Genomic DNA, 15,976 nt, shown 5'->3' on the forward strand with positions numbered 1-15,976 from the left:
TAGAAGAGCATACATATAAGGACAAGATGGAGGAAACTATGGATAAAATATTAAATGAAATAGCCATTTTGATAAGCAGTGAGGAAAAAAGAGTTACTATTGGGATTTCGGGTCATGGTGCATCTGGAAAGACAACATTTGCCCATAATCTTTTAAAGCTTCTGGGTCATGAGAATGTGAATTATATGAATACTGATCCCTATATTATCGGCTCTCATCTTAGAAAGTACACTATAATCGATTATGAATATAACAATGAACGTCATAGTAATAAAATGACAGCTTGTCATCCTTCTGCTCATAATATTTTTGCTCTAGAGAGAGACATCCGAATGATGCGTGATGGTTTAGATTTTTATACAATAGATACGAATTATGTAAAGAGTACAATGATAGCTTCACAAAACAGAGTGAATATTGTAGAGGGTATGAGCGTTGCTTTTGCAGAACCGAATTTATTTTATCTGAAGGTTTACTTATATACGGATGGAGACACTGAATTGATGAGAAGGAGTATACGTGATGTCTCTGAAAGAGGAACAGACATCAAATATTTAAGAAAATCTCATGAAGACCGTAGAATTCAATATGAGTTATTCATGCATCCTTTTCATCGAAACTTTGATATCGTTATAAAAAATTCCAAAGAAGGCTATATTCTTGAAAATGAATTCAGGAGGGAATTATGAATCTTGCAAATAAAGTAACAATCGCCAGAATATTATTAATCCCTATCTTTATAGTGCTTTTCACAAAATACCCTGATTGGCCAGAGGGGATTTATTATGCAGCTATTGTTTTTTTACTCGCATCAGCTACTGACAAACTAGATGGGTATATTGCTAGGAAGTATAATCAGGTTACGAACCTTGGGAAGTTACTTGATCCATTAGCGGATAAGTTACTCATATCTGCAGCGTTGATCCTACTAGTAAGTCAGCAGATGTTATACGCATGGGTTGCTTTAGTTATTGTAGCAAGGGAAGTGATCATTACAGGGATTAGGCTTGTCGCTGTCTCTCAGAAAATAGTGTTGCAAGCTGATCGATACGGAAAAATTAAAATGGTGTCTCAAGTGATTGCAATTACAGCTGTTATGTTAAACAATCATCCATTCGCTTTTATTACGAATATACCTATCGATCAAATCCTAATCTATATTACATTAATCATAACTGTCTATTCTGGCTTTAACTACATAAAAAATAACTATCGTTCTTTAAAATTAGAGAGATGGGGATAAAAGTCCGCCATCACCCGCATGTTTAATTATAATTGTTTATTACCCTCGATATCTTTTCTGAGATGCTATGCTTTTTAAGCAAAAAGCTGCCACACGGCAGCTTTTTTTGCGGTTTATGGAATTATCAATACTTAAACTAGTGGATACAACTCAACTTTACGTTCCCATTGCAGATTGTACAATAGAAATCACTATTCTCGCTCATTAACTACCATCTACTGTACTTTGTGCAATCAAACTACGGGAAATGTGCTATAATGGGCAATTTTCATTGGATCGATTGTACAAAATACAACAGAAGTATCATTCAGCTCGATTTAAATAAGTTCTGTTGCACAAAATACAATGGCTAAGAACGATAATCTTAGAAGCCTATGCTCAAATCTGAACGATTGACAGAAAAGTGTATTACACGTATAGTACATAAATAAGATGTATGAACCACTTAGTACACACACTTAGTATATGGAGTTGGTTGTATGACAAAAGAACAAAAATCAGGTGTCAGCTTTAATATTCGAGAGCCGGTATATATTCAAGTTGTCCGTTACTTTAAAGAACAGATTGCTACAGGGCAAATCGGAGCAGGAGATAAGATTCCTTCACGGCGTGAACTGGCATCCGTAATGAAGATTAATGCGAACACGGCGCAGAAGGCGTATAAGGAAATGGAGGAACAGGGTTTGATCGTAACAGAAGGAAATTCCCCGAGCCGAATTACACAGGATCAGAAGATCCTAAGCTCGATTCGTGCTGAATTAATCGAAAGTGCAGTGGATATATTCATCGGTTCCATTCAGAATATTCAAATTCCAGTTGAAGAACTAGTAGAGATCATAAAGACAAAATATACATCGGAGCGAAAGTTATCTCCAGAGGGTGGTGACACAAGATGATCCAAGTGAATCAGATGGTGAAGAATTATGGATTCAAGAAGGTCCTAAATGGCGTTAGCTTCACAGCTGCCAAGGGAGAGATTACCTGCCTGATCGGAATCAATGGTGCCGGGAAGTCAACGGTGCTGAAGTCCATCATGGGACTGACACCATACAAAGGTGAAGTCTTAATCGATAATGCGTCACTAACACCTGCGATGTATGAGAAAATCACCTTCATTCCAGATTCGTTAACGATGCCCTCCAATATGCGAATTGCTGATTGCTTGAGCTTTATGGCTGACTTTTATCGGAATTGGAACGCTGAACGTGCAGAGGAAATGCTTAAGTTCTTCCAACTGAGCTCTTCAGATCGCGTATCCTCATTGTCTAAGGGGATGGCTGCGAAGTTAAATTTGTTGCTCGGACTTGCCTTGGAATGTGATTACATCCTAATGGACGAACCGTTCTCGGGGATTGATATGTTCAGCCGCGAGCAAATAACTGATGTATTCACGAGCGAATTGATAGAGAATCGTGGTGTGATTATCACAACTCATGAAATTAACGATATTGAGCATTTAATTGATAAAGTAGTCTTACTACAGTATGGGAAGGTAGAACGTGAATTCTACTGTGAAGAAGTTCGCGAGCAGGAAGGTAAGTCCATTACGGACGTAATGAGAGAGGTGTACATGAAATGAGAGCTTTTGTGAAGCTATTGAATTTTGAAATGAACCGATTTGCCAAAATATATATTGGACTCATGGTGCTGACAGTCGCCTTGCAACTTGTAGCCGTCACCATTGGTGCTAATCATTGGCTTGATTCTGCCAATGAAACAATAAGAGTGAATCAATGGACGCTTGAGCAATATCACAATGTGAAAGGATATATTCAGCTAAACAGTATGATGTATGCTCGCTATAATGGATTGCTATATTTCGGACCCATATTTTTGAGCATAACAGTGTTGCTAATATATAGCTGCTTCATCTGGTACCGTGACTGGAGAGGTAAAAATACGGTAGTATATCGTCTGCTCACGTTGCCATCCAATCGGGCGAATTTATATTTTGCCAAACTGGTTACGATCTTGCTATTCGCATTTGGACTTGTCGCCCTGCAAATTATCCTTGTTCCACTGGAGCGTTTGATAGCACAGTCGATCCTTCCTGCTGAATTATATCGGAACATCTCGATATTTGATTATTTGAAGTATCCTACTGTACTTAAAGTTCTGGTTCCGCCCTACTTTTCTGAGTTTTTACTATACTATGGACTGGGCATTACGGGCTTGATCGTCTTGTTCACAGCGATTCTAATGGAGCGAAGCTACAGACTGAAAGGGATGGGCTTTATCGTACTATACTTAGCGATTCTGGCTGGATTGGCCTCAATACCCTATCGCATGGGTTATAGCAGATACGATAGCTACTTCTATCCAAGAGAAATTATAGGCGTTTGTCTCGGACTAATAGTGATCATTGTTGGAGGTTCGCTTTGGTACAGCTTGTATCTATTGCGTAAGAAAATATCGGTATAATAGAAGGGGTATGGAGGTTAAGGAATGAGAAAATATATGCTTACCGCTGTTCTTGTAGTGTTCACGGTTGTTACAATCGGGACGTATTATGTACAGGCTTCACAAGAGACACCACCTATTTATAAGCTGACGACGGTTCAAGGGGATGCTTCCCTCGTTGAAGGTATAGCAGTATACGGAAATTACATGAGTAAGGATAATGTTTTTGGTATCAAACGAGCTTATATCACTACAAAAGGTACAGATTATCCAGATGAAAAGTCTGCGACAAGCCAAAGCTTAAATCAAAGACCAATGAAAACGCAAATGGATCAGTGGATTGAAGTGCATCGTCAGTTCATGCGCGGTAAGACAAACACATCTGGTTTCTATGAGAATGAGGAAATGCTTGCTTATGTTAATGCGACAGTAGATACGAAGCGATCAAATGATTCATCAGCGAAGAGAAATGCAAAGCTTAGTATTTCTGTACTCAACAAGCAGAAGAACAATACGTTTGAAATCACATCCGATATCAATGTAGATTATGATGTTTCAGATATTTATGTTCAAAATGTACAGCTTGTTGATCAGCAGCTTGTTGCTATGGTGTTTATGAATCACAGTGCCAAAGGCTATGTATCTGAACCGCAGATCCTCCGTGTCAATCTAACAACAAAAGAGATTAAGAATGAGCCGCTCGCGTTACCAGGCGGTAAATCTGTAGCAGCAGACGGGGATACTCAATACGCATGGTTAGCCAATCAAAATCTGGAGCACACTGAGCAATGGATTTTAAGGATTAGTAGAGATAATCATAGAAAGGTATATCAAGTGGATGTTAAGACAGGACAAATCTCGCCGCTCGCATTCCAAGGGCATGAAATGTTATTGAATAATATTATGAATGCCTATGGACAGAAAATTTATTTCCTGCAAAAAGCTGTATCGAGTAAGGAAAATATAGGATTCACAGTTATTTCTTACGATCTTGTGAGTAAAGAATATGAGACTACTCTGAAGAATACAAATATAGATTTAAGTGAAAACATTACCTATGCTTTTAAACAAGACCATCTCTATATTATGGGTTATAAGAATTTCAAAGGTAATCGTCTATATGTATTTAATTTGACAAGCGGTAACCTTGAGTACGAAGGAAAAGCAATATCAACAGAGGCCGCAAATCAGGCTGAAGATGAAGCTAACATGGATTTGAATTTTATCGATCTCGGTCAGTTCTAGCATAATTTTTAGAATAGAAAATTAGATATAAAGAGACATAAAGAAACAAAAAGAGATATAAAAAGGACAAAGGCCGAGCTAATGACTTCTAATAGTCATTTTCCTCGGCCTTTTAGTCGTGAAATATAAAACAGTCATTAAACACTATATTTCGATTAAAATATATTGTAAAACGATAAACTATATGTTAGATTCAATTTTGAAAATAACTTTGTGAGGTGTGTTTTATGAAACTTGGATCAACGCTTTTTTTAAGGATCGCTGTTGTTCTTATTGGGCTTCCAGTTCTTGCCTTGTGTATAATTTTTGTGCCTGCGATTTCGAATTATGCGGCAGAATTATATCCCGATCAAACCTATATTAAATATCTCTTGTATATTGTTTTGTATGCATCGGCGATACCTTTTTATTTTGCATTGTATCAAGCGATCAAACTGTTAGGGTATATTGACAATAACAACGCTTTCTCAGAATTATCTGTAAAGGTTTTAAAAAACATCAGGAACTGTGCAATCTCAATCAGTGGAATTTATGTAGTAGGATTGCCGCTTTTCTATCTCGTCGCGGAGAGAGATGATACCCCGGGGTTCTTTGTCATTGGGATGGTTGTGATTTTTGCTTCCATGGTGATTGCAGTGTTTGCTGCAGTGCTCCAAAAGCTTTTGAAGGAAGCTATTGATATAAAATCAGAAAATGACTTAACAGTCTGAGGAGAAAACAATGGCGATTATTATTAATATTGACGTGATGCTGGCTAAAAGAAAAATGAGCGTGACCGAGCTTTCGGAGCGGGTTGGAATAACAATGGCTAACCTGTCTATATTGAAAAATGGAAAGGCGAAAGCGGTTCGATTATCAACATTAGAGGCGATCTGCAAGGCTTTGGATTGTCAGCCTGGCGATATTTTAGAATACAAAAGTGACGAGGAGACTTAAGAAATAAATGAACGGTAGAGGCAGGGCTCTTTTCTCAATCTTTATGAGGAGGGGGCCTTTTTGATGTGCAATGATTGGAGGTGGGAAATAAAAGGGGGTGATATAATAAAGATAAAAAATAATTGTAATACAATCAAAATATATTGTAAAACGATATATTATGTGCTAAATTGAATCCAGATTATTAACTTTGTGAGGTGCAGTTTATGAAACGAGAAACACTCTTTTTGAAGATAGTTGTAATTCTTATTGGACTCCCGGTTCTTGCTTTGTGTATTTTTTGGTTACCTACGATTCCTAACAAGGCAGCTGGAGAATATCCCGTATATTTAGTTTATCCCCTTCTTATAGGAGTTTATGTAACGGTGATAGCCTATTTCGTAGCTTTATATCAGGCATTAAGACTTTTAAGCTACATTGACAAGAACAAAGCGTTCTCTGAACTATCTATTAAGGCTTTAAAAAATATAATTTACTGTGCAATCATCATCAGTATCCTATATGCGGCGGGTATGCCACTTATTTACGAAATGGCACAGGAAGCTGATGCACCAGGTCTAATTGTACTCGGACTTGTCATGACTTGTGCTCCAATTGTGATTGCGGTCTTTGCTGCTGTTCTTCAAAAGCTCTTGAAAAATGCCATAGAAATAAAATCAGAAAATGACTTAACAGTCTGAGGTGAAGATAATGGCGATTATTGTGAATATTGACGTGATGTTAGCTAAAAGAAAAATGAGCGTTACAGAGCTTACAGAAAGGGTTGGAATAACAATGGCCAATCTTTCTATATTGAAAAATGGAAAAGCAAAAGCGATTCGTTTATCGACGTTTGATGCGATTTGTAAAGCTTTAGAATGTCAGCCTGGAGATATTTTAGAATACCTAATGGACGAAGATGCTTAAATCGTAATGAGTAATCGACTCCGCAGATTAAAAAGATCAGCATTGCCTAGAAAGGAGAGAGAATCATTTGAAATCAATAACGCAGCTTTTGCATTTTGGCTATCATCAGGCGATGAGTTGCATATTTCCTATTGCGATCTTTGGGACTTTAGCTCTTTCTAACTTAATAGATCTGCCTTACATATACCGATATGATGCCATTCTTATTATATTGCTTATCGTTCAATATCTTATGTACCGTACTGGATTAGAGACGCTAGATGAAATTAAAGTCATCTGTGTATTTCACATTATAGGTTTGCTTCTGGAAATTTATAAGATAAGAATGGGGTCATGGTCATACCCTGAACCCGGGCTAACCAAGGTGTTTGGAGTGCCACTGTATAGCGGGTTTATGTATGCGAGCGTCGCGAGCTATATGTGTCAAATTTGGCGTAGACTGAAAATGGATATGACGGGTTGGCCGGGACTTGCTGCTGCGGGATCGCTCGGAGCAGCTATCTATCTTAACTTTTTCACGCATCACTTCATTCCTGATTTTCGCTGGTGGCTAAAGGGGCTTGTACTCATTGTTTTTTGGAAAACTTGGATCATTTATCGGGTACGAAACACTACTTATCGGATGCCCTTGACACTGGCTTTTTTCTTAGTAGGTTTCTTTATCTGGTTAGCTGAGAATATCGCTACATTCTTTAATGCTTGGAAATATCCTGATCAGAATCAGGTATGGCATGTGGTTAGTGTTAGTAAGATCAGTTCATGGTTCCTTCTGGTCATTATTAGTGTCATTATAGTTGCTCAGCTTAAACATGTTAAAGCTAACCGTAAAGCGAAAGAGTAAAGTATTGGCTTCAAAGGAAATAGTAGTACATGGAGTAAGAACAAATTAGTGTTGAGGAGGAGATGAGATGGAATATACAGATTTGAAAGAATTGCAGGATGTATTTTTCTTTGGTCTAATAGAGCCAGAGGTAAATCAACTAAGGTTATCTTTTTGTAAAAGTAAAGTTAGTGATATAGCTGAGCCACTTATGGATGGTGAGAAAAACTCTCCCATAATACAAGTTGATTTTCACTCCTATATTGCATATTCGATTAAAAATGAATTCTTTACTTCTTGGGATGATTACGAGGAATTTGACGGAAATACATTTAGGATTTATAAGAAATCAAGGTATCTTGATTTTATTTCTAATAGAATATTCGCATCAAAGGATTTTCCAAAACCATATAAGCACTATGGGATCTGTTGTATTGACCATGTCATTGATGTTATTTCAACATCGGAACCAGTTGTAAAGGAAATGAAATAGATTTGAATATCTTTCAAATGCAGCTTAAAAAGCCGATGGTGCACGTTGATATGCTTGTCTTTTTTAACGATTAGAGTTATTATGGATTTTCAAAGTCGTTAATGGAGGTGCTGAATGAAATATTCCCAAGCGACAGACTATGCGCTTCATGCAATGCTTTATCTGGTGACGGCGGCGTCCGATAAGCCTGTAGGCGTTCAATTACTTGCTGAGAAGCTGGGTGTTTCGCAAACCTATCTGTCCAAAATGATGACCAAGCTAGTCAAGGCTGGATTGATTCAATCTGCACCCGGTGCAAACGGTGGGTATCGTCTCCGACGGAAGTCCGAAGAGATCTCTTTTCTGGATATTATCCATGCGATCGAAGGGACTGCATCTTTGTTCGAATGTAGCTTGGATCACGGTAGCGAGTGCTTGATTCAACAGGTTGTGATTGACGCTGAAAGACAGATGGAGCAGTACTTGGAGAACAAGAAAATTGCAGATTTGGCGAAAACAATGAAGACGGAGTAAAGATCCGTTCTTTTTTGGAAACAATTAAAGATAATATAAATCCGTAATGACTTTAATATAAAGGGGATTGAAATATGACGGAATTCTGGGAATCAAGCTTTATAGAAAAACAAACAATGTGGGGATTTGAACCTACAGACTCTGCGATCGCCACTAAGGACTTTTTCCTTGAGAGGAATGTTAAAGACATATTGGTACCAGGGATTGGATATGGCAGAAATGCAAAGGTTTTTATTGAGAGTGGGATAAATGTAACGGGTATTGAGATTTCTCAAACAGCGATTGATTTGGCGAGAGAAAATGGACTTGATATTAGCATTTTTCATGGTTCAGTGAATGACATGCCTTATGATAATAACCTCTATGAAGGAATATTTTGCCATGGCCTTATTCATTTGTTGAATAAAAATGAAAGAGAAAAGTTCATTAAGGATTGCTACAACCAGTTAAAGCCAGGTGGTTATATGATTTTTACAACAGTTTCGAAAAAAGCGCCTATGTTTGGAAAAGGTACTCTATTGGATAAAAATTATTACGAGACAGATTATGGCGTAAAAATATTTTTTTATGAGGCTGAATCCATTACACAAGAGTTTGAAACCTATGGACTAGTTGAGTTCTCTGAAATTGACGAGCCCCACAAGGACATGATCAATAAACCGTCGATAAACTTTTTAATGATAAAATGTAAGAAAGAACTATAGAAAAATTTGGACGTATCGAAGATAATATATCTCAAAAGAAAGCAGGTGTTATGTAGATGAGCAATATTATTGATTATTACTCTAGCTTTGACGAGTGGGGCAGGCTGGATAGAGAACCCTTAGAGTTCATAATTAATCTCCATTATATCAAGAAATATATGCCATCAGCTGGGAAGGTGCTGGATAATGGCGCAGGACCCGGTAAATACGCGATGGAACTGGCTAAGCTCGGATATACAGTAACCCTTTCAGATATCACACCTAAATTAGTTGAAGTAGCAACGAAAAAGGCAGCTGAACTAGAATTAACTGAGCAATTTGACGGGTTTTATAACTTAAATGCTATAGATTTAGAAGGAATACCTAATGAGAATTATGATGTTTCATTGATGCTTGGTCCTTTGTATCATTTGCAGAAGGAAGAGGAACGAATTTTAGCAGTAAAAGAGTTGCATCGCGTGACCAAGCAAGATGGCTTAGTATTTGTGGCTTTTCAAAGTCGAATGAGAATGACCATTAATTCGTTACAATCCCCGCAGCAATGGAAACCGAACGATAATATGAACACCATCAATGAATTCTATGAGAGTGGAATCTTTAATCATAGTGACAAGGGCCGGTTTACAGGTGCTTATTATTTTAACATTGATGAGATTCAGCCTTTCATGGAAAGGAATGGATTTGAGTCGATAGATTTAATTGGTTCATCAAGCATTGCAGCCATGTTATCTGCAGAGCAGCAACAGTATTGGACTCACCAAGAGGGGGAAGAGAGCTTGATTAACTTTCTCATATCCAAAGCAAATGATCCTTCAATCTTGGGCATCTCATCACACTTGTTATACATCGGTAAAAGAAAATAAAAAAGAGCGTCAGTTTCTTAACTGGCGCTCTAAATTTTATAAATGACTGATTACCTTACAGATGTAGTGTGTAGCGGTTCGCTTTACTCAACCCGCGGATCATTTCGATTTCCTCTGAAGACAGTGGGGCTGACTTAGCAGCCGTTACATTATTCTTCAACTGCTCCATACTACTCGCTCCAGGGATAATAACCGCCACAGACGGATGACCAAGCGGATAATGAAGCGCCGTTTGTGCTAGGGGGCGTGAGTGACTCGTTTCCTGCACAAGCTGATTATGCAACTTCAGAAGCTCCTCACTACTGTAATCTAAGTACTTCTTCACTGCCTTGCTGCGGCCATTCTCCGAAAGGATGCCACCCGCCAAAGGACCCCGGGCAATAAGACTGATCCCATGCTCGGCCAGCAGAGGGAGAATTTCTTCCTCAGGACGTCGATCTAAAATGCTGTATTGACTCATTACACTGACTATATTTGATTTTTTTACATATTCTCTAATCACATTAGGTCGAATAGAAGAGATCCCATAATATCGGATTAGCCCCTCTTGCTTAAGTTCTTCAAAGGCTTCAATAGTCTCATCCATCGGATCATCGATCGTTCCGCCATGCAGCTGATACAGATCGATATAATCCGTTTGGAGGCGTCTCAGGCTGTCTTTGACTGCGGATTTAATATAGGATTTCGATGGGTCCCAGCTCCAGCCTTCTTGACCTGGAATTATGCGGTTACCCACTTTTGTGCTCAATATCACCTCACCGCGGCGGTGGCGAATCGCCTTACCAATGATCTCTTCATTACGACCCTCATCATACAGATCAGCTGTATCTAAAAAGTTAATGCCTTGATCAAGTGCTTCATGGACGATGGAAGTGGCTTTTGCCTCATCCGTACCTAAGGACATGCATCCGAGACCTACTTCACTTACATATAAATCTGACTGGCCCAAGCGATTTTTATTCATAGGGTGTTCCTTTCTAATTCCGTTGTTTGTTATATTATAACGCCTTATAGCATCGAATTCGAATGTAAAAGAATGATTTCCTTTGACATTATAACCTAGAAGCATTATCGTCATAGCATATGTTATTTACTAGATGATGATGGATAGGGAGAGACTTGAACATATGGAACAAGCAATGTTTGCAGGTGGTTGCTTTTGGTGCATGGTTACACCGTTCGAGGAGTTACCAGGTATCCAAGGGATTGTATCGGGATATGCTGGAGGACTAACCGAGAACCCAACGTACGAAGAAGTCAAAACAGGAACAACAGGACATTACGAGGTGGTACAAATTACGTTTGATCCAGCGCTTTTTTCATACGAGAAGCTGCTTGAATTATATTGGCCTCAGATTGATCCCACGGATGACGGTGGACAATTTCAGGATAGAGGAACACAATACCGGACAGCCATCTTTTACTATAATGAAGAACAACGTTTAGCAGCCCTTGCCATGAAGGAGCAGGTTGCTGTGAGTGGCAGATTCTCAGGTCCTGTCGTGACGGAAATCCTTCCAGCGCCAACCTTTTATCGGGCGGAAGAATATCATCAGGACTATCATCACAAGAATCCCAAGCATTATAAAGAGGATCGTGAGCAATCCGGACGGGATACCTTTATCGCTAAACACTGGTAATCGTAGAAACGGAATTTCTAAAGAAAAAGAGCATGGAGCATCCTAAGTCTTTCGTGGCTTACAGGTGCTCTTTTTGCATCATATACAAATTTTATATATTTTAAATTCTACATACTTTCTACACATTTATAGACTAAACTACTCTAAATCAAGCGAGAAATTCAAAATGGAGGGTTTAGGATGAAAATAATCATACCCATAGTTGCTGTTACATTGCTTTTAAGTGCAGTGTTAGCTGGCTGTCAATCGAGCAATAACGCCCCATCTGGATCAGATAAGAAAGCTTCTATATCGTCAGTGGATCAACCGTGGATCGCAACAAAAAACACAACTCGTATAAATACTTCTGACCCTACTGAGGCAGCAGTTATTGTTTCACAAACCCTTTGGACTGCACAGACGAAGAACAACAGACCTTCAAGTGTAGTATTAACGGATGTAAGCCATTGGCAGATTGCCGCAGTTAGTGCGGATTTGATCCATCATCCGAATAATGGCCCTATTCTTTTTACAACTAAAGAGGGTGTTCCTGAGGCAACGATAGCAGAGCTTAAGCGATTGAATCCTTTAGGCGCAGAAGGTAATAATGGTGTACAAGTAGTGCTCGTCGGACCCATGGCTTCCAATGTCGAAGAACAATTAAAGACACTGGATCTGAAAGTAGACCGAATTGAAGGAGACGAGCCGGCAGCTATAGCACAAGCCATTGATACTTATTATGCAAAAGCTTCCGGTGAACTTCCAAAGGCAGTCATTGTAGGTTCTATGGATAGTCCTGAGTACACACTGCCTGCAGTGAATTGGATCGCCCATATGCCAGAGCCGCTTCTCTATGTAACAAAAGATGAAATTCCAGGCCCTACGGTTAATGCTTTGAAAGAGCGTGGAGGTTCGGCTACGATTTATATCTTAGGACCTGAAAAAGTTGTATCTACAGCAGTAGAAAAGCAATTACAGGAATTCGGCACAGTAACCCGTATAGCTGGAAAAGACATTTATGAGAATGCCATTGCTTTTGCTACTTTTAAGGACGCCAGCAACGGTTTCGGCTGGGGCATAACGACGCCTGGCCATAATTTGTCTTTGTTGACTACCGACTCAACGATGCTGGCGATCGCCGCTGCACCTTTTTCTCATTTAGGGAAACATGCACCGCTTATCTTTACTGAAAAAGACGGGTTGCCAGATTCCGTGATGGAATATATGATGACCCTTCAACCTAAATTTCAAGATTCGCCAGCAGAAGGTCCTTATAACCATGCTTGGTTAACAGGGGACATCAATACCATCAAAGAGAGTGCCCAAAGCGAAATCGATGATATGCTGGAAATCTCTCCGGCTGCAGGCGGCAATTCCCATTCCGGTCACTAAGGGTATGACAGGCTGGCATCATTAGCAATGATGTCGGCTTGTTCTGTTTTTATTTTGTATAATAAGAAGAATTAGAACTAGGCAATGAAGAGGGTGAATGACTTGAATAAGCTCCAGGTACTGATCGTTGATGATGAATGGAATATGCGAAATTTAATTCGGATTTATTTAACCAAAGAAGGAATAACGACTAGAGAAGCGTCAACGGGGCATGAGGCACTCACTTTGCTGAAACAACATAACTTTGATCTAATCCTGCTGGATGTGATGATGCCAGATATGGATGGCTGGCAAGTCTGTAAAACCGTTAGAGAGGTAAGCTCTGTCCCCGTTCTAATGCTGACAGCTCGTTCGGAAACTAAGGACAAGGTTCGTGGTCTCGGCATAGGAGCGGATGATTATCTCACCAAACCGTTCGAGTCAGAGGAATTAGTGGCAAGAATTTATTCTTTGGTACGGCGTTCAATGCTTACATCGACCCAACAACCTCAGAAAAAGGTTCTGAGCTACCCTGAGCTAGCGATTTACCCGGATGCTCGTGAGGTGTATATTCTGGATACAGCGGTTGAATTTACACTCAAGGAATTTGATCTGCTAACGGCCTTGGCGCAAAATACGCACCGTGTCTTTACGAGAGAAGAACTAGTGGAGCGTTTATGGGGCAACGATTATGAGGGTGAGAACCGTGTCATCGACACGCATATTAAGAATATCCGCGAGAAATTACATAAGGCGGGTCTCTCTTATAATCCTGTTCAAACGGTATGGGGGTTAGGTTATAAATTTGAGATCCCAGGTAATCATCTATGAAGAATAATATGATCGGACTGAAGCTCGGGTCAGTTATTATGTCTGTTTTTTTAGTTGTTTTGCTAATTCTTGGGATAACGATAGACCGAATGTTTACCAGCTTTTATTATAACGAGATGCAAAAAGAAACTGAGGAGTTAACCTCGCATTTTATCGGAATGGCTGAATCACCGGATAGTTCAAACGAGCAGATGATGAGTGCTTTTGCAGAATTTTCGGACGTGAGTATATTTAATATTTCAAAAGACGGTAGTGTCATTCTCCATTCGGGTGTTCATGACCGCGCAGATCGTTCATTCATCAATGCTTCGGATATTACTCGGATATTTGCCGGAAAAAGTGTGAATTTTGAGTATACAGATCCTACCGGACACAGATATTTCATCACTGGAAAACCAATTTCAAATGGTCAAACCATCCAGTCTGCACTATATGTAATGTCCTCTACAGAGAACATGAAGCAATCCTTGGCTTCTATCCGTAATCTGCTGTTGCTCGCAGGAATTGGGGCCTTTATATTGGCACTAGGGATCACGGGAATCATTAGTTTATTGTTATCCAGGCCGCTGATCAAGATGCAGAAGGCGACTAGAAAAATTGCTGCCGGTGAATTGGAAACGAGACTTTCCATACGGAGTAACGATGAAATCGGGTTTTTGGCAGGAGCTATTAACGACCTTGCTGTAGATCTGCAAAGATACAGGGATACGCGTCAGGAATTCTTAGCCAACATTTCTCATGAACTACGAACACCCATCACTTATTTGAAGGGGTATACCAAGGTTGTAAAGGATGGACTTTATGAGACCGAAGGGGAACGAGATCTGTATTTGGATATTATCCACGAGGAAGCGCATCGGCTTGAGCATCTGGTAGAAGATTTATTTGAACTGGCAAAGATGGAAGAAGGTAAAATCACACTTACGCTGGACTGGATAGATCTTAAGTACATGACAGAACAAGCGGTACGAAGAGTGGAATTGAAGGCTAAAGAAAAGGGACTTCTGCTGAATATTACGTATCATGGAGATTCGTGTAGGGTTCGTGGAGATGAAAAGCGTATGGAACAGATTATGATGAATCTTCTGGAGAATGCAATCCGCTATACGGATGCAGGTGAAATTACTGTCCATGTAGATGAGGATGTCGATGGGGACTCCGTTTTATTTATTGTGGAAGATACCGGTATAGGTATTCCTGAGGTAGAACTACCCTATGTCTTTGAACGATTCTACAGAGTTGAGAAATCACGATCCAGGCAATATGGTGGAACAGGACTTGGACTATCCATTGTTAAAAAGCTTGTGGAATTACACGGCGGTAAGATTCGAATTACAAGTCAGCCTGGCATTGGAACTCGTTGCGAGGTGCAGCTGCCTAGATTACCATTCGTCGAAAAGTAAGAGCCGAAAAAGACTTCGCGTATTTACGCGAAGTCTCTTTTTATGTGCAATCTACTAAACTATTTTGCTGGCTCAAGCTCTTCAAGTGCCCACTCACAAAATTGTATAGAACTCTCCATATCAAGCACTCGTTTACGGATGAGTAAATAACGTCCAAAAGTCGAAGCTTTTAACTCACGAGTCTCCCTTCGTTCATCACGTAAGACATCGTTGGCTCTCAGCAAGATCTTGTAACGTTCTAGCTCGCTTTTACAAAACGCCGCACGTTGCTGCAGAAGGGCCTTTGCTTCCTCTGGTTTGGAGAGCCATAAACTATACAGCTTAAAATGTAGCTCGTCCCGTAGAACTGGAGGTTCAGCTGGGGTTTCCACCCAATTACGTAATTGCTCTAGTCCTGCCTCTGTAATGGAGTACTCCTTCTTATCCGGCTTATCGGATTGCTCAATAAGCTGATATGAAATATATCCCTGCTGCTCCATGCTCATTAGAAGAGGGTAGATTTGACTATGTCCGGCCCGCCATAACGGTTTGATATTCTGAGTTAATTCATATCCAGACAACGGGTTAGCAGTAAGTAAAGCTAGAAGTCCGTAAGACAGTGTATTCATTACTCTGATACCCTCCAGTTA

The 15,976-nt window shown here is 39.7% G+C and carries 21 protein-coding genes; 19 read left to right on the top strand and 2 right to left on the bottom strand.

All coding sequences use genetic code 11. The annotated features are described in order from the left end of the window. Positions 1 to 38: 38 nt before the first annotated feature. The 15 genes from MHB64_RS14255 (at position 39) to MHB64_RS14325 (ending at position 10,123) form a co-directional block, all read left to right on the top strand. On the top strand, positions 39 to 689 hold the full coding sequence (locus tag MHB64_RS14255) for a uridine kinase family protein (RefSeq protein WP_341134661.1): 651 nt from the start codon (positions 39 to 41) through the stop codon (positions 687 to 689). Then, positions 686 to 1,243, top strand: coding sequence for a CDP-diacylglycerol--glycerol-3-phosphate 3-phosphatidyltransferase (gene pgsA, locus MHB64_RS14260; protein WP_341134662.1), 558 nt, complete (start codon positions 686 to 688; stop codon positions 1,241 to 1,243). The genes MHB64_RS14255 and pgsA overlap by 4 nt, the downstream gene beginning before the upstream one ends. 479 nt (positions 1,244 to 1,722) lie before the next feature. Beyond that, entirely contained in the window at positions 1,723 to 2,139 is a 417-nt protein-coding gene (locus MHB64_RS14265) for a GntR family transcriptional regulator (protein WP_341134663.1), read from the top strand. Continuing rightward, entirely contained in the window at positions 2,136 to 2,822 is a 687-nt protein-coding gene (locus MHB64_RS14270) for an ATP-binding cassette domain-containing protein (RefSeq protein ID WP_094869854.1), read from the top strand. Before MHB64_RS14265 ends, MHB64_RS14270 begins: the two co-directional genes overlap by 4 nt. Beyond that, positions 2,819 to 3,664: a hypothetical protein gene (locus MHB64_RS14275; RefSeq protein ID WP_094869855.1), complete on the top strand. Its 846-nt coding sequence runs from the start codon at positions 2,819 to 2,821 to the stop codon at positions 3,662 to 3,664. Before MHB64_RS14270 ends, MHB64_RS14275 begins: the two co-directional genes overlap by 4 nt. Before the next feature lie 24 nt (positions 3,665 to 3,688). Then, positions 3,689 to 4,888 (top strand): hypothetical protein, encoded by a 1,200-nt coding sequence (locus MHB64_RS14280; RefSeq protein WP_094876096.1) that lies wholly within the window; start codon positions 3,689 to 3,691, stop codon positions 4,886 to 4,888. Between the two features lie 227 nt (positions 4,889 to 5,115). Then, the gene (locus MHB64_RS14285; RefSeq protein ID WP_094869857.1) at positions 5,116 to 5,598 is read left to right on the top strand and encodes a DUF2975 domain-containing protein; all 483 of its coding nucleotides are present in this window, start codon (positions 5,116 to 5,118) and stop codon (positions 5,596 to 5,598) included. A 10-nt stretch (positions 5,599 to 5,608) separates the two neighbouring features. Continuing rightward, positions 5,609 to 5,824 (top strand): helix-turn-helix domain-containing protein, encoded by a 216-nt coding sequence (locus tag MHB64_RS14290; RefSeq protein WP_042127458.1) that lies wholly within the window; start codon positions 5,609 to 5,611, stop codon positions 5,822 to 5,824. Between the two features lie 206 nt (positions 5,825 to 6,030). Then, on the top strand, positions 6,031 to 6,504 hold the full coding sequence (locus tag MHB64_RS14295) for a DUF2975 domain-containing protein (protein ID WP_094869858.1): 474 nt from the start codon (positions 6,031 to 6,033) through the stop codon (positions 6,502 to 6,504). A 10-nt stretch (positions 6,505 to 6,514) separates the two neighbouring features. Further along, a complete protein-coding gene (locus MHB64_RS14300) occupies positions 6,515 to 6,730 on the top strand; it encodes a helix-turn-helix domain-containing protein (RefSeq protein ID WP_042187934.1) in 216 nt (71 codons plus the stop codon). A gap of 67 nt (positions 6,731 to 6,797) precedes the next feature. Further along, a complete protein-coding gene (locus tag MHB64_RS14305) occupies positions 6,798 to 7,571 on the top strand; it encodes a DUF817 domain-containing protein (protein ID WP_280786087.1) in 774 nt (257 codons plus the stop codon). Between the two features lie 67 nt (positions 7,572 to 7,638). Then, complete coding sequence (locus tag MHB64_RS14310; protein WP_341134664.1) at positions 7,639 to 8,043, top strand: hypothetical protein; 405 nt, start codon at positions 7,639 to 7,641, stop codon at positions 8,041 to 8,043. A 114-nt stretch (positions 8,044 to 8,157) separates the two neighbouring features. After that, positions 8,158 to 8,556: an RrF2 family transcriptional regulator gene (locus MHB64_RS14315; protein ID WP_042127470.1), complete on the top strand. Its 399-nt coding sequence runs from the start codon at positions 8,158 to 8,160 to the stop codon at positions 8,554 to 8,556. A 74-nt stretch (positions 8,557 to 8,630) separates the two neighbouring features. Then, complete coding sequence (locus tag MHB64_RS14320) at positions 8,631 to 9,260, top strand: class I SAM-dependent methyltransferase (RefSeq protein ID WP_094869861.1); 630 nt, start codon at positions 8,631 to 8,633, stop codon at positions 9,258 to 9,260. 56 nt (positions 9,261 to 9,316) lie between these two features. After that, the gene (locus MHB64_RS14325; protein WP_094869862.1) at positions 9,317 to 10,123 is read left to right on the top strand and encodes a class I SAM-dependent methyltransferase; all 807 of its coding nucleotides are present in this window, start codon (positions 9,317 to 9,319) and stop codon (positions 10,121 to 10,123) included. Positions 10,124 to 10,178: 55 nt separating this feature from the next. Here MHB64_RS14325 and MHB64_RS14330 read toward each other — a convergent pair whose 3' ends face one another. After that, positions 10,179 to 11,087: an aldo/keto reductase gene (locus tag MHB64_RS14330; RefSeq protein WP_341134665.1), complete on the bottom strand. Its 909-nt coding sequence runs from the start codon at positions 11,085 to 11,087 to the stop codon at positions 10,179 to 10,181. Between the two features lie 163 nt (positions 11,088 to 11,250). Here MHB64_RS14330 and msrA point away from each other — a divergent pair, with 163 nt between their 5' ends. The 4 genes from msrA (at position 11,251) to MHB64_RS14350 (ending at position 15,347) form a co-directional block, all read left to right on the top strand. Then, a complete protein-coding gene (gene msrA, locus MHB64_RS14335) occupies positions 11,251 to 11,763 on the top strand; it encodes a peptide-methionine (S)-S-oxide reductase MsrA (RefSeq protein WP_094869864.1) in 513 nt (170 codons plus the stop codon). A gap of 180 nt (positions 11,764 to 11,943) precedes the next feature. Then, positions 11,944 to 13,134 carry a cell wall-binding repeat-containing protein gene (locus tag MHB64_RS14340; RefSeq protein ID WP_341134666.1) on the top strand — a complete coding sequence of 397 codons (1,191 nt, stop codon included), beginning with the start codon at positions 11,944 to 11,946 and terminating at the stop codon, positions 13,132 to 13,134. A gap of 102 nt (positions 13,135 to 13,236) precedes the next feature. Then, positions 13,237 to 13,944 carry a response regulator transcription factor gene (locus tag MHB64_RS14345; protein WP_280786090.1) on the top strand — a complete coding sequence of 236 codons (708 nt, stop codon included), beginning with the start codon at positions 13,237 to 13,239 and terminating at the stop codon, positions 13,942 to 13,944. Beyond that, positions 13,941 to 15,347 carry a sensor histidine kinase gene (locus MHB64_RS14350; RefSeq protein WP_341134667.1) on the top strand — a complete coding sequence of 469 codons (1,407 nt, stop codon included), beginning with the start codon at positions 13,941 to 13,943 and terminating at the stop codon, positions 15,345 to 15,347. Before MHB64_RS14345 ends, MHB64_RS14350 begins: the two co-directional genes overlap by 4 nt. 59 nt (positions 15,348 to 15,406) lie before the next feature. Here the strand turns inward: MHB64_RS14350 and MHB64_RS14355 are convergent, their stop codons facing one another. Next, on the bottom strand, positions 15,407 to 15,955 hold the full coding sequence (locus tag MHB64_RS14355; RefSeq protein ID WP_341134668.1) for a PadR family transcriptional regulator: 549 nt from the start codon (positions 15,953 to 15,955) through the stop codon (positions 15,407 to 15,409). Positions 15,956 to 15,976 lie beyond the last annotated feature (21 nt).

Origin of the sequence: Paenibacillus sp. FSL K6-2859 (assembly GCF_038008265.1) — a bacterium.
GTDB lineage: Bacteria > Bacillota > Bacilli > Paenibacillales > Paenibacillaceae > Paenibacillus_AQ > Paenibacillus_AQ nitricinens.

Excerpts from the sequence above, each read along its gene's own strand:
- MHB64_RS14350 (WP_341134667.1), top strand. The coding sequence starts at position 13,941 with ATGAAGAATAATATGATCGGACTGAAGCTCGGGTCAGTTATTATGTCT.
- MHB64_RS14310 (WP_341134664.1), top strand. The coding sequence starts at position 7,639 with ATGGAATATACAGATTTGAAAGAATTGCAGGATGTATTTTTCTTTGGT.
- MHB64_RS14340 (WP_341134666.1), top strand. The coding sequence starts at position 11,944 with ATGAAAATAATCATACCCATAGTTGCTGTTACATTGCTTTTAAGTGCA.
- MHB64_RS14290 (WP_042127458.1), top strand. The coding sequence starts at position 5,609 with ATGGCGATTATTATTAATATTGACGTGATGCTGGCTAAAAGAAAAATG.
- MHB64_RS14325 (WP_094869862.1), top strand. The coding sequence starts at position 9,317 with ATGAGCAATATTATTGATTATTACTCTAGCTTTGACGAGTGGGGCAGG.
- MHB64_RS14330 (WP_341134665.1), bottom strand. The coding sequence starts at position 11,087 with ATGAATAAAAATCGCTTGGGCCAGTCAGATTTATATGTAAGTGAAGTA.
- MHB64_RS14270 (WP_094869854.1), top strand. The coding sequence starts at position 2,136 with ATGATCCAAGTGAATCAGATGGTGAAGAATTATGGATTCAAGAAGGTC.
- MHB64_RS14355 (WP_341134668.1), bottom strand. The coding sequence starts at position 15,955 with ATGAATACACTGTCTTACGGACTTCTAGCTTTACTTACTGCTAACCCG.
- msrA (WP_094869864.1), top strand. The coding sequence starts at position 11,251 with ATGGAACAAGCAATGTTTGCAGGTGGTTGCTTTTGGTGCATGGTTACA.
- MHB64_RS14320 (WP_094869861.1), top strand. The coding sequence starts at position 8,631 with ATGACGGAATTCTGGGAATCAAGCTTTATAGAAAAACAAACAATGTGG.
- MHB64_RS14315 (WP_042127470.1), top strand. The coding sequence starts at position 8,158 with ATGAAATATTCCCAAGCGACAGACTATGCGCTTCATGCAATGCTTTAT.
- MHB64_RS14265 (WP_341134663.1), top strand. The coding sequence starts at position 1,723 with ATGACAAAAGAACAAAAATCAGGTGTCAGCTTTAATATTCGAGAGCCG.
- MHB64_RS14275 (WP_094869855.1), top strand. The coding sequence starts at position 2,819 with ATGAGAGCTTTTGTGAAGCTATTGAATTTTGAAATGAACCGATTTGCC.
- MHB64_RS14300 (WP_042187934.1), top strand. The coding sequence starts at position 6,515 with ATGGCGATTATTGTGAATATTGACGTGATGTTAGCTAAAAGAAAAATG.
- MHB64_RS14280 (WP_094876096.1), top strand. The coding sequence starts at position 3,689 with ATGAGAAAATATATGCTTACCGCTGTTCTTGTAGTGTTCACGGTTGTT.
- MHB64_RS14255 (WP_341134661.1), top strand. The coding sequence starts at position 39 with ATGGATAAAATATTAAATGAAATAGCCATTTTGATAAGCAGTGAGGAA.
- MHB64_RS14285 (WP_094869857.1), top strand. The coding sequence starts at position 5,116 with ATGAAACTTGGATCAACGCTTTTTTTAAGGATCGCTGTTGTTCTTATT.
- MHB64_RS14295 (WP_094869858.1), top strand. The coding sequence starts at position 6,031 with ATGAAACGAGAAACACTCTTTTTGAAGATAGTTGTAATTCTTATTGGA.
- pgsA (WP_341134662.1), top strand. The coding sequence starts at position 686 with ATGAATCTTGCAAATAAAGTAACAATCGCCAGAATATTATTAATCCCT.